We start from the raw sequence: 13,695 nt of genomic DNA, 5'->3' as shown, positions 1-13,695 counted from the left end.
CTCAAACCATTGAAGCGCGGTGATGGTTCAACGCGAATCCATCGCGCTTTAGCGCGTGCCGGTCGAGGTGCGGATCGGCCTGAGGTCGGTGACGCGCTTGGCGGCCTGCTTGATCCAGGGCGCCTGCTTCAGGGCAAACAATGCCAGCGAGCCGGCGGCGCTACCGGCCTGCGTCACGCCCGACATCGGCGTGGGCTGACCGCCGAACTGCATCTTGTAGGGTTCGTCGCCGATGGTGAAATCCAGCACCCGGCCGCCGCGTTCGATGCAATCCTTGGCGACGCTCTCGAACGTCAGCGCGCCGATCGACTGGCTCTTGTACCCCTCGACATCGAACGCCGTCATGACGACGAGGAAGCTGTCGCGGTGGACCAGCCCAAGGGCGGTCGCGATCACGTTGCCGTCCATCTTCATGGCATAGAGCCGGGTAAAGGAGCCCATGCCGCGAAGCGCCACGCTCGAATAGAAATCGAAATACGCCGGACGCTGCAGCAGGTCGCCGTCACCGTGGGCATGGAAGCGCGGACCGCGAAACTTCCGCATCGTGTCCATGGCCTCGCCGACGGAAGCGGCGTCGCTGCAGCATGAGAAGGTGAGTGTACCCTTCTTGTGGATCTGGCGCCATTTCTTTGCCAGCTCCTTCACATAAGACTTGCCCAATGCGTTGAGCTGCCATTGCTCGAACGGCGCGGCCAGCACCGTCGCGTAGGCATTGGTATCCATCAGGCTGCGATGCGGCGCTCCGAACAGATTCTCGATCGGCATCTTTGCATCGAGCAGCTTGGGTATGCGCAGCAGGTCGAATGGCCGGAGCAGTTGCCGGAGCTTCTGGCAGGTGGGTCCGTCCTGGAGCAATTCGGCAAATGTCTTGATGCTGCACACCGGCGCCAGGTAGTCGGACACACGAAGGTCGGCGAATTCGATCGTCCGCATCGGCCCGCGTCGCACGCGCAGCATCGGGAGCACTGCCGCCAGCGCACCGGTTGCGCGCGAGCGGACGACGACGACCAAAGGCTTCGCTGCCGCGGCGGGAGCGAGCTTGCGATAGAGGCTGTCCAGCCATAGCGGATGTTGGAAGGCGGTCGCGTCCGAGCCTTCGAACAATGTCGCGTATTCTTCAGACAGGAAATCGAATGTGTCGTCGATGCAGACATCGAACGCGTCATCATTCTTGTTCATGTGAAACCAAAACAAACGAGTTTTCAAGACGCCGATCGAGCGGCCTCTCGTCCTTATAGCAAAGGCCGATGACGGCGCGCACTGGTAGAATACGATTTGTATTTTTGTATTAATGTCGCGCGTCGACCTTTGCATATTGTTTCTGGTCAAGCGCCGCTGTGGCTGAACCGACCGGTGCTTGCTGTCGGCGCAGGATTGGCGCGCCGTGTGAAGCGAGCATGGTTAACGACCTCTTTTGCTGCCTCGACTCATCGAGGGTGCGACGAGACATCGCGCGTTGTCTGGACCGGATATTGCAGTTAAGGGCATGTAAGCACTGGAGCCCCTGCTGAAATGTTGAGTCATAGCCAAAACGCCCGCATTTCCGATGCAATTTCGTCTGCGCGCGCCGATCGCGAGGGGACCCAGAGTCTCGATTCAGATATCGCTGTTCCGCCTGTCCGAATTTGCGACACTTCGCGTGGTGAGCAGCCGGCGCACGCGAAGGATGTGCCGAACCGGTCGTCCCTGCCGAACGGCATGCGGGAGCGTCGGGCCAACCCTGTTGGCAGGGCCGCGACTGCCGGCGTCCAGCGCGAAACCATCGGTGGGCTGCGTCTCGCCGTGCTCGATCGTGAGCAGACCGCCGACTTCATGATCGAGGCGGTGTACCCCAACCGGCGCGCCAATCGTCCGCTCTATCTGACCTCGGCCAACGGAGAAGTATTGTCGCGCTGCTCGACAGAGCCGATGACCGATCGGCTGTTTCGGGCAGCCGACCTGATCAATGCCGATGGTCAGCCGCTGGTCATGGTGTCGAAGCTCCGCTCGCCGAACCCGCTGCCCGAGCGCGTCGCGACCACAGATCTATTCCATGACGTCGCATGCAAGGCGGAAGAACTCGGGCTGACCTTCTATCTGTTCGGCGCCAACGAAGCCGAGAACAAGGCGGCGATCGCCAATGTCCGCCGGGCCTATCCGGCCCTCAAGATCGTCGGCCATTCGCACGGCTATCTGCGTGGAGACGCGCTGCGGGCCAAGGTGGACGAGATCAATGCGCTGGCACCGGACTTTCTCTGGGTCGCTCTCGGCGTGCCCTACGAGCAGGCCTTCGTCGACGAATTCATCTCACGGCTTGGTAATGTCGGCGTCATCAAGACTTCGGGTGGATTGTTCAACTTCCTGTCCGGCTCGCGGCCGCGTGCGCCGCGATGGATGCAGATCGTCGGGCTCGAATGGGCCTGGCGTCTCTGGCTCGAGCCGCGCCGGCTGTTCTGGCGCTATCTGACGACCAATCCCCACGCCCTCTATCTGCTGTTCAACCGGACCCGGTCCTCGTCGACCAGGGACTAGATTTCTACAGCGTGCAATGTGCCGCTCCGATCCACCGGAGCGGCGAGCTCTTCAGTGAGCGGAGTACAACTGATATGGACGGACGAGCGCTCGATAGCTCGGTCTGGCAGGCGCCGGGCATTGAAGCGGAAAAGTTCGCGCGAACTATCGTCAACTGGTCGATCACCATCAACGTGATCGTGTCGATGGGAACGTTCCACCCCGCGCTGCTTCCAGCCGGGGTGACGTTGGTGCAGCAGGTCGTCGCCCTCGCGATGTGGGGCGTGCTGATCTATGCGAGCCTGTTCATCCGTCCCCGCCTGCGGCTCGCCTTCAATCTCGACACGCTGGTGATCGTCGCATTCTATGCGTTCGCAACGATTTCGGTGTTCTGGACCGATCTGGGCGTCTCCGCCCTGATGAAGGCCGCCGCGCTCGCGATCACGATGCTCGGCGCGTTCTGCATGGTCACCCGCGCCGACCTCGACGACATCGTGAAGTCGACCACCCGCGGCCTCTTCGTCCTGATCGCAGGCTCGGCGCTTTGTGCGGTGATCCTCCCGGACATCGGCGTGGACCAGACCTGGATGCACAATGGGCAATGGCAGGGCGTCTTCGAATCGAAGCAGACGCTGGGCTTCGCCGGGGCCTATCTGATGTTCTTCGCCTGCTATCGGAAGGTAACCGGACAGGGATGGCTGCCGTTTCTCGTGACCTTCGTGCTCGCTTCGACCTGCGTGATCTTTTCGGAGTCGCGCGGCGCCGGCGCCTTGTCGCTGGTCGCCTGCGCGCTGCTGCTGACCTCGCTGTGGTCGGTGAGGTGCATGCAGGTCTACGCGATGCTGCCATGCGCGATGTGCATCGTGGCCGCATTGCTGATGCTGTACTTCTACACGACCGGCTACGATTCGATCCATGTCTTCGACACGGCGATCAATCTCACCGAGCGGACCTACATCTGGCAGTACGCCATCAGCCATTTCGACGATGCGCCGCTGTTCGGATTTGGCATCAACGGGTTCTGGACCAAGCCTGAGATCTACGACTATTTCAACCAGAACCACGGCTGGGTGCTCGACAACTATCATAACGGCTATATCGCCATTCTGGTCGAGACCGGGTTCATTGGTTACTTCCTGTTCACGGCGAGCGTCTTTCTGTTTTCCTACAAGGTGCTCTGCCTGATCGCGGGACGCGCGATCGACCGCCTGCATTGTGCGCTGATCATCGGGTTCGTCTTCCTCAACTGCCAGACCAACTTTACCGAGACGGTCTTCCTTCGCTCGACGATGTTCACATCGGTGCTGTTGATCGGTTTCTTCCTCGCCGTGTGCCGGTCGGTGCCGTCGTCGCGCGTGCAGCTGTGCGAGTTGGAGCGGCCATGAGGGCGGTTCGATTGCTTCAAGGAGCCATCCACCTGCTGCTGGCGGCAGCGCTGTCCGCCGCGCTGATCTCGCCCGCGGGGGCGGCCGGGCAGGCGGCGTCGCCGGACGTCGCGGCGCTGGGGCGCGGCATCAATATTCTCGGCTATGACGGCGTCTGGGAAGGTTACCAGAACGCGCCGTTCCGTCTGGAGAATCTCGCCGCCATCCGCAAGGCCGGCTTCGCACATGTCCGGATCAACTTCTTCGGCTTCAGGCACATGGATTCCGGCAACATGCTGGATGAAGCCGTGTTGCGGCGCCTCGATGCCGTGATCGAGCAGGTCCTGGCCCACAGGCTGATCCCGATCCTCGATGAGCACGACACCGATCTCTGCCAGCGCGACGTGGCGGAATGCACCGCCAAGCTCAAGGCGTTCTGGCGTCAGATCGCGTCGCGCTACGCGGGCAAATATCCGGCGCTGGTGTTCGAGATCCTGAACGAGCCCGGCGGGAACATGACATCGGCCGAGTGGAATGCGCTGCTCGGTGAATGCCTGGCGATCGTCAGGGGCACCAATCCGAAGCGCAATGTCGTGACCGCCATCCTGAACACCGAGGAGCTGCCGATCGACGCGCTGGCGTTGCCGGCGGCTGACAGGAATCTCATCGTCACGTTCCACTATTACCTGCCGCTGCAATTCACCCATCAAGGCGCGCCGTGGTCGGCGACGTTCTCGAAGATCGGCCCGTTGAACTGGGGTTCTGCGGAGGATGAAGCCAAGGCCGCTGCCGATTTCGACAAGATCCGCGCCTGGGCGGAGAAGGAGAAGCGCCCGATCTATCTCGGCGAGTTCGGCGTCTATGAGCGCGCGCCGGCGGAGAGCCGGGCGAGGTACCTGTCGTTCATGACGAGGAGCGCGGAACGGAACGGCTGGGCGTGGGCCTATTGGCAGTTCGATCACGATTTCGCAGCCTTCGACGGCGCGCGGCAGCGCTGGAAGGAAGATATCCTCCGCGCGATCATTGCTCCGGCCCGCTGAGGCTTGTCACTCGCGCCGTATTCGTCCGGCGTGCCAGCCCTGTCCAAGCGTTGCCTTGCCTAACATGATCGGAGGAATCATACTCGCTCCGGACAGCCAGACAAGGAACCGAGAGCGTTGCCCGAGATTGCGAGCAGGGAATTCGATGTCAAGCGCGCAGCCTTTGCCGCGACCATCGGCAACATGCTGGAGTTCTACGACTTCATCACCTACAGCTTCTTTGCCACCGAGATCGGGCACACGTTCTTTCCCGCGCAAAGCGAGTACGGCAGCCTGATGCTGTCGCTTGCGACCTTCGGCGCCGGTTTCCTGACGCGCCCCATTGGCGGCATCGTGCTCGGCATCTTCTCCGACCGGGTCGGCCGGCGGCCGGCGATGCTGCTGAGCTTCGCGCTGATGGGTGGCGCGATCCTGACCATCGCGCTGACGCCGTCCTATGCCGCCATCGGCATCGTGGCGCCTGTCATCGTGATCCTGGCGCGGATGGTGCAGGGATTTGCGCTCGGCGGCGAGGTCGGGCCGACCACGGCCTATCTCATCGAGATCGCCGCGCCGAGGAATCGCGGCCTGGTGGTGGCATGGCAGCCTGCGAGCCAGGAGATCGCGGCGACCGTCGGCGCCCTCGTCGGCGTCATCCTGAGCAGCACGATGGCGCCCGACATGCTGCAGGCTTACGGATGGCGCGTCGCATTCCTGCTCGGGGCGGTCTGCCTGCCGTTCGGCATCTGGATGCGCCGCACCCTGCCGGAGACGGTCTCGCATGGCGAGCACGTTGCAGGGCAGGTCGAAAGCTCAAGCCATCTCGCGCTGGCGCGCCGGCACCTTCGCGTGATCGTGCTGGCGGTGATGATCCTGGCCAGCGGCACGATCTCGACCTATGTGACGCAATACATGACGACCTACGCCAAGAACACGCTGCACGTGTCGCCGTCGCTCGCGTTCACCGTGTCGCTGGTGAGCAACGGGCTTCAGATCATCGGCGCGGTGCTGGGCGGCTGGCTCGCCGACCGGCTTGGCCGCAAGCCGATCATGATCTGGCCGCAGCTGGTCGTGCTGGTGCTGACCTATCCGGCCTTCCTGTGGATCGTCAGCGACCCCGGCGCGTGGTCGCTGCTGTTCGGCTTCGGCATCCTGTCGTTCATCGGCTCGCTGCCGTTCACGGCGTTCTATGCCGCCTTCACCGAGGCGCTACCGCAGAACATTCGCGGCGGCGTGTTCGCGACGATCTACGCGGTCGCGATCGCGACCTTCGGCGGCACCGCGCAACTCGTGGTCACGTGGCTGCTGCATGTGACCGGAGATCCGCTGGCGCCGTCCTGGTATCTCTTGCTCGCGGCGGCGGTCGGCATCGTGGCGATGAGTCTGATGCCCGAGACTGCCCCGGTGAAGGTCGGCGAGAAGTAGAGCGTTTTCGAGCGAAGTGGATACCGGTTCGCGTGAAGAAAACGCGTCAGAACAAAGCGCCGGCCAACCGCGCTCAATCCATGTCGCGGAAGGCGTGGCCGTTGGCCTCGATCTCCTTCACGAACTGCGCCGGCAGATTGGCCTGACCGAAGGTGCCGTCGAACACCCAGTCCTTGGCATCAGCGAGATCGGGAAGGCCGGCGCCCTTGCGGACATAGAGGCCAACCGACGCCTTCTTCGGGTTGATGTAGAGATCGTAGTCCATTGCGCGCCTCCTCTCCGTTGAAGTTTAGCGGAAGCTCCGGCAACGGCCGCAGCTTCCCGGAAGAGTGAACGCCGACGGGGCTAGGCCGGTTTCTCCGCCTCCGGCGCCAGCACCACCGACGCTTCGCTCGTCAGCATCAGGAACGTGATGGTCTCCTGGAAATAGAGCTGGACCGAGGTCGCAGAGTGGCTGAGATAGCCGATCGACAGGTCCTGGCCGATCGAGAGCTGGAAATCGCCGCCGCGGGTGGTGAGCAGGACGCCGCCCGCGATCGCGGGAGCCCAGATGATCTTGCCGTCGATCAGGCGCTGGATGTGCTGCAGCACCGGATAGCCGTCGTCGGTCGCGCCGCCGATCGCGGTGTAGGGCTCGGTGCCGAGCAGGAGCGTGTAGGGGCCGTTGACGCCGGCGAGCCGCAACTGGCTGACCGCCTGCGCGACCACGGTGGGGTAATTCTTGACGCTCGACGGCAGCGTCAGCACCGGGTTGCTGGTGCCCTGACGGATGCCCTGAATTCCGGCGGCGGTGTAGCCATCGAACACCGCGCGATCCTCGGCGAAGGCGATCTTCCGCGCCGCCTGCTTGAGCGGATCCCAGTCGGAATCATTGGCGCCGCGCTCGACATCGTCGATCGCCTGACGCGACAGCTCGAACGGCACGCGCAGCTCGACCAGCGCGCGAACCTCGCGCTGCGTCGCCTCGACCCCGTCGCCGGGCGTCGCAATCTTCTTCAGGTGGCCGGTGCCGACCGCGGAGAAATCCGTTCCCTTCGGACCGTCGACGTCGACGACACGGCGCGCCGCTAGATGGCGCTTCAACGTGCGCGAGGCTTCCTCTTCGATCTGGGCCCATGCCGCGTCTGAGATGGGGGCGAGTCCCCGATGAAGATTATTCATGTCCAGCGTCTCCTTTCAGCGAGCCGATCCCGAGCGAGCCGTCGGACGGCGGTATTCCTGGTGCAGATGTCTCGTCAGCTCCGGCGTCATCCAGGGACGGTTCAGCGGGCGCGGCTGCGGGCGCCTCGCTGGTGACGTCCTCCAGGAAGGTCGCCGACGGGACGAAGTACAGCGTGCCGGTCACGGCGCGGCTGAAGTCGAGCAGGCGGTCGTAATTGCCCGGCGGCTTGCCGACGAACATGTTCTCCAGCATCTGCTCGATCCGGTGCGGGGATTTTGCATAGCCGATGAAATAGGTGCCGAACTCGCCTTTGCTGACGCTGCCGAACGGCATGTTGTCGCGAACGATATCGAGCTCTTCGCCGTTCTCGACGATGGTCGTCAGGGCGTTGTGCGCGTAGCTCGGCTTCACCGCATCGTCGAGCTCGATGTCGGACAGCTTGGTGCGGCCGATGATTTTCTCCTGCATCTCGACCGGCAGTTCGTTCCACTTCTTCAGGTCGTGCAGGTATTTCTGCACGATCACATAGCTGCCGCCGGCGAACGCCGCGTCCTCGTCGCCGATGATCGTGGCCTCCAGCGCCGCCTGATCCTGCGGGTTCTCCGTGCCGTCGACAAAGCCGAGCAGGTCGCGCTCGTCGAAATATTTGAAGCCATGCACCTCGTCCGAGGTGGCAACGGCATCGCCGAGCCGTGACATGATCTGCGTCGCCAGCTCGAAGCACAGATCCATCGGCACGGCGCGGATGTGAAACAAGAGGTCCCCCGGTGTTGCGACCGCATGGTGAACGCCGTTGATCTCGCGGAACGGGTGCAAGCCTTGCGGCTTCGGCGCCCCGAACAGCCGGTCCCACGCATCGGAGCCGATGCCCATGACGCAGGACAGCCTGCCTTCGAGATCGCGGAAGCCCACGGCGCGCACCAGCGCGGCCACATCGGCGCAGAGCGACCGCACCACGGTATCGTATTCGGGATTTGGCTTGATCGTGACCGCAAGGAAGATGGCCGCGCGCGTCAGCTTCGCAGCGACCGGTTGCGGAACGGCTGATGGCACGCATGTCTCCTTGGTAGGCGGCTATTCCACGAGGGCAAAAACATAGCTGCTGGACGTCAGATCGACGTCCAGGCAAAGGCAGAGGAGCACGCAACCGGAACCTTGACAAGGGCTCGAATTGCTCACTCTTGGACAAACGCACCCGCGTCAATCGACCGGCTTGCCGGACTTCTCCTCCTCGATAGTCACCGCAATCGCCGCGTTGGCCGATAGCCGCACCTTGGAGCCTTCGACACCGGCGACGAAGCCGAGCTCGATATAATGGTGGTGGCCCTTGTGGAAGCCGTCGCTCTCGCTCTTCTTGAGCTTGATGCGGTTGCCTTCGACGTGATCGACGGTGCCGACATGCACGCCGTCGGCGCCGATGACCTCCATGTTGTCCTTGATGTTCTGCTGCGTCATGGCGCTCTCCCTGGTTGCAGGTCAGCTTGCATATTCGGTTTGCATATGATGCCGGCAGACGACGCGGCGATGACAGCGCGTCGTCGGCAGTCCGGGGCTTGCCTCACACCGGCTCGAATTCGTCGGCCGCCGCGTTCTCGGGCTTCTTGCCGTTGAAGGTGAGGCCGGCCTTGGTCGCGGAGAGCTTGACCTGCGAGCCGTCGCGCACGTCACCGGAAAGGATCATTTCGGCGAGCGGATCCTGCACACTGCGCTGGATCACCCGCTTCAGCGGTCGGGCGCCATAGGCTGGATCCCAACCTTTCTCGGCCAGCCAGTCGCGCGCCTTCGGGTCGAGCTCGAGATCGATCTTGCGATCCTCGAGCAGCCTGCGCAGCCGCGCGAACTGGATCTCGACGATGCGGCCCATGTCGCTCTTCTGCAGACGGTGGAACAGGATGATCTCGTCGATCCGGTTGAGGAATTCCGGGCGGAAATGCGCCCGCACCATGTTCATCACCTGCTCGCGCACCGCGCTCGTGCTCTGGCCCTCGGGCTGGTTGACGAGGTATTCGGCGCCGATGTTCGAGGTCATGATGATCAACGTGTTGCGGAAATCGACGGTACGGCCCTGGCCGTCGGTGAGACGGCCGTCGTCGAGCACCTGCAGCAGCACGTTGAAGACATCCGGGTGCGCCTTCTCGATCTCGTCGAACAGCACGACCTGGTAGGGCCGGCGCCGCACCGCTTCGGTCAGGGCGCCGCCCTCGTCATAGCCGACATAGCCGGGCGGCGCGCCGATCAGCCGCGACACCGAGTGCTTCTCCATGTATTCGGACATGTCGAGGCGGATCATTGCGGTCTCGTCGTCGAACAGATATTCGGCCAGCGCCTTTGCAAGCTCGGTCTTGCCGACGCCGGTCGGCCCTAAGAACATGAACGAGCCGATCGGCCGGTTGGGGTCCTGCAGGCCGGCGCGAGCGCGGCGCACCGCGGTCGACACCGCACGCACGGCCTCGGCCTGGCCGACGACGCGCTTGCCGAGCATTTCCTCCATGCGCAGCAGCTTGTCCTTCTCGCCCTCCAGCATCTTGTCGACCGGCACGCCGGTCCAGCGCGACACCACAGCTGCGATATTGTCGGCGGTCACGGTCTCGCTGGCGGACGAGGTCTCGCTGGCCTCGACCGCGGCAAGCTTCTTCTCGAGCTCGGGAATGCGGCCATAGGCCAGTTCGCCCGCCTTCTGGAATTCGCCCTTGCGCTGCGCATTGGCAAGCTCGGTGCGTAATTGCTCGAGCTCGCCCTTCATCTTCTGCGCATCGGAGAGCTTGCTCTTCTCGGAGCGCCATCGCGATGTCATGTCTGCCGACTTCTTTTCCAGATCGACGAGATCCTTCTCGAGGGTCTGCAGCCGGCTCTTGGAGCCGAGATCGGTTTCCTTCTTCAGCGCCTCCTGCTCGATCTTGAGACGTATGATCTCGCGGTCGAGCGAGTCGAGCTCTTCAGGTTTGGAATCGACCTGCATCTTCAGCCGAGCCGCGGCCTCGTCCATCAGGTCGATGGCCTTGTCGGGCAGGAAGCGGTCGGTGATGTAGCGGTTCGACAGCGTGGCGGCGGCGACCAGTGCCGAATCCGCGATACGCACGCCGTGGTGCTGCTCGTATTTGTCCTTGAGGCCGCGCAGGATCGAGATGGTGTCCTCGACTGTCGGTTCCGAGACGAACACCGGCTGGAAACGCCGCGCCAGCGCCGGGTCCTTCTCGACATGCTTGCGATATTCGTCGAGCGTGGTGGCGCCGATGCAATGCAGCTCGCCGCGGGCAAGTGCAGGCTTCAACAGGTTGGACGCATCCATCGCGCCGTCGCCCTTGCCTGCGCCGATCAGCGTGTGCATCTCGTCGATGAACAGAATGATGCCGCCCTCGGCTGATGTCACCTCCTGCAGCACGGCCTTGAGCCGCTCCTCGAACTCGCCGCGATATTTTGCGCCGGCAATCAGCGCACCGAGGTCGAGCGCGAGCAGCGCTTTGTCCTGCAGGCTTTCCGGCACGTCGCCATTGACGATGCGCAGCGCCAGGCCCTCGACGATCGCAGTCTTGCCGACGCCGGGCTCGCCGATCAAAACGGGATTGTTCTTGGTGCGGCGTGACAGCACCTGGATGGTGCGGCGGATTTCCTCGTCGCGGCCGATCACCGGATCGAGCTTGCCGTCACGCGCCGCCTGGGTGAGGTCGCGGGCGTATTTCTTCAGTGCATCATAGGCATTCTCGGCCGATGCGCTGTCGGCGGTGCGGCCCTTGCGCAGTGCGTTGATCGCCGCATTCAGGTTCTGCGGATTGACGCCGCCCTTGGCAAGCAGCTTGCCGGCGTCGCTGTCCTTGTCGGCGGCGAGGGCCTGCAGCAGGCGTTCGACGGACACAAAACTGTCGCCGGCCTTGTCGGCGGCCTGTTCCGCCGCGGCGAAGGCGCGCGCGGTCTCCGGCGCCAGATAGATTTGTCCGGAGCCGCCGCCGCTGACCTTCGGCACCTTCGCCAGCGCGTCCTCGGTGGCCTTGAGGATCGCGCGCGAGTTGCCGCCGGCCCGGTCGATCAAGCCAGCCGCGAGTCCTTCGGGGTCGTCGAGCAGCACCTTGAGGATGTGGAGCGTCGAGAATTGCTGGTGTCCCTCGCGCATTGCGAGCGATTGTGCCGACTGAATGAAGCCGCGGACGCGATCGGTATATTTTTCAATATTCATCGTGGCACCTCAAGGCGGCACAGGCTCGTCGAGATCAGGTATGCCATGCATTGCCGCCGGCGACAGATGGCGGAACGATGACATCCATCATGCGGCAGCCCAGTGCATTTGCGCCGGCGGAAAACCGCGGACCTGAAGCTGCCGCGGCTCGCATCGTGTGGTCGTTTCAGGGGTGTGTCAATCGCGGAGCGCGGCCGCTGGCACTCACCCGGAGGTACTGCTACGGGATGTGCCGCCGCGCATCGCGCCGACGGTGGCTGGCCGACCGTCTCGGCGAACTCGGCAGCGCGGCGAGTCCGATTCATTGCAATCGTGCGAACGCCAAAATCGTATTCGTGACACGTTTCGAAAAAGCGATGATCGCGCGCGTGGTGGAGTGCACGCGATGATGCCGGCGAGCGTCGCGATGTTCCATTGAATCCCGCAACGATGAGTCACTGCACACTCTGAACCCGCGATGAATGACTGCGTGATGTGTTTCGAGCTGTTTCAGGCTGGTGTAAGGTCAAAGCGCTAGCGATGAAAGTGTGTCGGTGCATTGCCGATGCGCGGAACTTTTGTTCCGGCTCTCACGTTAACGGGCTCGTGCTCATCGAAGAGGCTCCCAATGACCACTCGTCTTCTATCGACCGTGTCGTGTGCAGCGATTGCCACGGCGCTGTTCTATGTCTCCGCCGTGCCAGCAATCGCACAGGATGCGGCATGCGCGCCGGTCTCTGCTGTCGACTCTCCGCCGCCGCCGTTGCCGACGTACGATCAGCCGCCGGTGCCTGGGCCCGGTTACATGTGGTCGCCGGGCAATTGGTCGTGGGACGATGATCGCGGCGATTACTACTGGGTGCCGGGCACCTGGGTGCAGCCGCCACGCGTCGGGCTGCTGTGGACTCCCGGCTACTGGGGCGCGTTCGGCGGCGGCTTCATTTTCCATCAGGGCTATTGGGGTGATCGCGTCGGCTTCTACGGCGGCATCAATTACGGTTTCGGCTACGGCGGTTCGGGCTATGAAGGCGGCCGCTGGGATCACGGCAACTTCTTCTACAATCGCACCGTGAACAATCTGCAGGGCGCGCAGATCAGCAACGTCTACGAGAAGAACGTCACGATCAGCCAGACCACCGTCAACAACGTCAGCTACAATGGCGGCACCGGCGGCGTCGAAGCGCGCCCGACTGCTGCCGATCGCGCGGTCGCCAAGGAGCAGCATTTTGCGGCGACGCCGTTGCAGCGCAAGCAGGTCGAGACCGCAAGCCAGGATCCGAGCCTGTTCAAGCGCGCCAACAATGGTGTGCCCGCCGTCGGCGCCACCGCGCGTCCCGGCGAGTTGAAGGGACCGGGCGTGGTCCGCGCACGTCCGGCCGGCGAGGCCGTGCCTGCCACCGCCGCAAAGCCGGCGGCCGGGGAGCCGGCGCGGCCTGGGACTCCAGCTGCACCCGCGCCTGCGACCGCGAATGCACCGCCTGCCTCTCACGCGCTCCCGGTCCCGGGGAAGGAAGTTCCCGCGGCGCATCCGAGCGCGCAGGAGAACAAGCCTGCGGTCGAGGAGAAGCACGCAGCTCCCACGCCCGAGACGAAGGTCGAGCCGCATCCTGCCGCTCCGGCGCCTGCCGGGTCTCACGCGCTTCCCGTCCCAGAGAAGGGCGTTGCTGCGCATCCACCCGCCGAGGTGAACAAGCCCGCGGTCGAAGAGAAGCGCGCAGCACCTGCCGCCGCGCCCAAGATCGAACCGCGGCCTGCAACGGAAGCAGCGCGGCCTGCCGCACCGGAAGTGCGCAGGGAGGAGCCGCGGCCCGAGCCGGCCGCGAAGCCGGTCGCGCGGCCTGAGCAGGCAGCAAGGCCCGAGGCGCATCCGCAGCAGGCGGCCCGGCCGGAGCCGCACGTCCAGGCCCCGCCGCACGTCCAGGCGCCGCCGCACGTTCAGGCGCCGCCGCATGCCGCACCCGCCGGTCATCCTGCGGAGGAGAAGCGGCAGGAGCAACACTGAGGTAAGATCGCGCTCCGCCGGCTCATTCCGGCGGAGCGCGCACTCTTTCTTGCCCGCGCGCGAGCGATCATCACGGGAGGTCG

At 64.0% G+C, this 13,695-nt stretch carries 11 protein-coding genes; 5 read left to right on the top strand and 6 right to left on the bottom strand.

The genetic code is table 11. The features are described from left to right. Window positions 1–48: 48 nt before the first annotated feature. Window positions 49–1,179: a GNAT family N-acetyltransferase gene (locus QDT69_RS18870; RefSeq protein ID WP_279707982.1), complete on the bottom strand. Its 1,131-nt coding sequence runs from the start codon at window positions 1,177–1,179 to the stop codon at window positions 49–51. Between the two features lie 519 nt (window positions 1,180–1,698). Between QDT69_RS18870 and QDT69_RS18865 the strand changes: the two genes are divergently transcribed. The 4 genes from QDT69_RS18865 (at window position 1,699) to QDT69_RS18850 (ending at window position 6,298) form a co-directional block, all read left to right on the top strand. Next, on the top strand, window positions 1,699–2,511 hold the full coding sequence (locus QDT69_RS18865; RefSeq protein WP_279707981.1) for a WecB/TagA/CpsF family glycosyltransferase: 813 nt from the start codon (window positions 1,699–1,701) through the stop codon (window positions 2,509–2,511). Between the two features lie 74 nt (window positions 2,512–2,585). Next, window positions 2,586–3,875, top strand: a complete 1,290-nt coding sequence (locus QDT69_RS18860; RefSeq protein WP_279707980.1) for an O-antigen ligase family protein — start codon at window positions 2,586–2,588, stop codon at window positions 3,873–3,875. Continuing rightward, a complete protein-coding gene (locus tag QDT69_RS18855; RefSeq protein WP_279707979.1) occupies window positions 3,821–4,894 on the top strand; it encodes a cellulase family glycosylhydrolase in 1,074 nt (357 codons plus the stop codon). Before QDT69_RS18860 ends, QDT69_RS18855 begins: the two co-directional genes overlap by 55 nt. A gap of 117 nt (window positions 4,895–5,011) precedes the next feature. After that, on the top strand, window positions 5,012–6,298 hold the full coding sequence (locus QDT69_RS18850; RefSeq protein ID WP_279707978.1) for an MFS transporter: 1,287 nt from the start codon (window positions 5,012–5,014) through the stop codon (window positions 6,296–6,298). Between the two features lie 73 nt (window positions 6,299–6,371). Here the strand turns inward: QDT69_RS18850 and QDT69_RS18845 are convergent, their stop codons facing one another. The 5 genes from QDT69_RS18845 to clpB all read right to left on the bottom strand — a co-directional run bounded on the left by QDT69_RS18845 (window position 6,372) and on the right by clpB (window position 11,631). Next, complete coding sequence (locus tag QDT69_RS18845; protein WP_229186775.1) at window positions 6,372–6,563, bottom strand: hypothetical protein; 192 nt, start codon at window positions 6,561–6,563, stop codon at window positions 6,372–6,374. Between the two features lie 80 nt (window positions 6,564–6,643). Beyond that, window positions 6,644–7,459 (bottom strand): family 1 encapsulin nanocompartment shell protein, encoded by an 816-nt coding sequence (locus QDT69_RS18840; RefSeq protein WP_279707977.1) that lies wholly within the window; start codon window positions 7,457–7,459, stop codon window positions 6,644–6,646. Continuing rightward, window positions 7,452–8,513, bottom strand: a complete 1,062-nt coding sequence (locus QDT69_RS18835; protein WP_279707976.1) for a Dyp-type peroxidase — start codon at window positions 8,511–8,513, stop codon at window positions 7,452–7,454. Before QDT69_RS18835 ends, QDT69_RS18840 begins: the two co-directional genes overlap by 8 nt. A gap of 147 nt (window positions 8,514–8,660) precedes the next feature. After that, entirely contained in the window at window positions 8,661–8,915 is a 255-nt protein-coding gene (locus tag QDT69_RS18830) for a DUF2171 domain-containing protein (protein WP_279707975.1), read from the bottom strand. 103 nt (window positions 8,916–9,018) lie between these two features. Then, a complete protein-coding gene (gene clpB / locus QDT69_RS18825) occupies window positions 9,019–11,631 on the bottom strand; it encodes an ATP-dependent chaperone ClpB (RefSeq protein WP_279707974.1) in 2,613 nt (870 codons plus the stop codon). A gap of 607 nt (window positions 11,632–12,238) precedes the next feature. Between clpB and QDT69_RS18820 the strand changes: the two genes are divergently transcribed. Beyond that, the gene (locus tag QDT69_RS18820) at window positions 12,239–13,612 is read left to right on the top strand and encodes a hypothetical protein (RefSeq protein ID WP_279707973.1); all 1,374 of its coding nucleotides are present in this window, start codon (window positions 12,239–12,241) and stop codon (window positions 13,610–13,612) included. The last annotated feature ends 83 nt before the right edge of the window (window positions 13,613–13,695 follow it).

The sequence above is a fragment of the Bradyrhizobium sp. CER78 genome (genome assembly GCF_029846235.1).
In the GTDB taxonomy this organism is placed as follows: domain Bacteria; phylum Pseudomonadota; class Alphaproteobacteria; order Rhizobiales; family Xanthobacteraceae; genus Bradyrhizobium.
This window is presented reverse-complemented; position numbering and strand designations above follow the sequence as displayed.

Coding starts and splice junctions, on each gene's coding strand:
- QDT69_RS18845 (WP_229186775.1), bottom strand. CDS start 6,563: ATGGACTACGATCTCTACATCAACCCGAAGAAGGCGTCGGTTGGCCTC.
- QDT69_RS18830 (WP_279707975.1), bottom strand. CDS start 8,915: ATGACGCAGCAGAACATCAAGGACAACATGGAGGTCATCGGCGCCGAC.
- QDT69_RS18840 (WP_279707977.1), bottom strand. CDS start 7,459: ATGAATAATCTTCATCGGGGACTCGCCCCCATCTCAGACGCGGCATGG.
- QDT69_RS18820 (WP_279707973.1), top strand. CDS start 12,239: ATGACCACTCGTCTTCTATCGACCGTGTCGTGTGCAGCGATTGCCACG.
- QDT69_RS18865 (WP_279707981.1), top strand. CDS start 1,699: ATGCGGGAGCGTCGGGCCAACCCTGTTGGCAGGGCCGCGACTGCCGGC.
- QDT69_RS18860 (WP_279707980.1), top strand. CDS start 2,586: ATGGACGGACGAGCGCTCGATAGCTCGGTCTGGCAGGCGCCGGGCATT.
- clpB (WP_279707974.1), bottom strand. CDS start 11,631: ATGAATATTGAAAAATATACCGATCGCGTCCGCGGCTTCATTCAGTCG.
- QDT69_RS18870 (WP_279707982.1), bottom strand. CDS start 1,179: ATGAACAAGAATGATGACGCGTTCGATGTCTGCATCGACGACACATTC.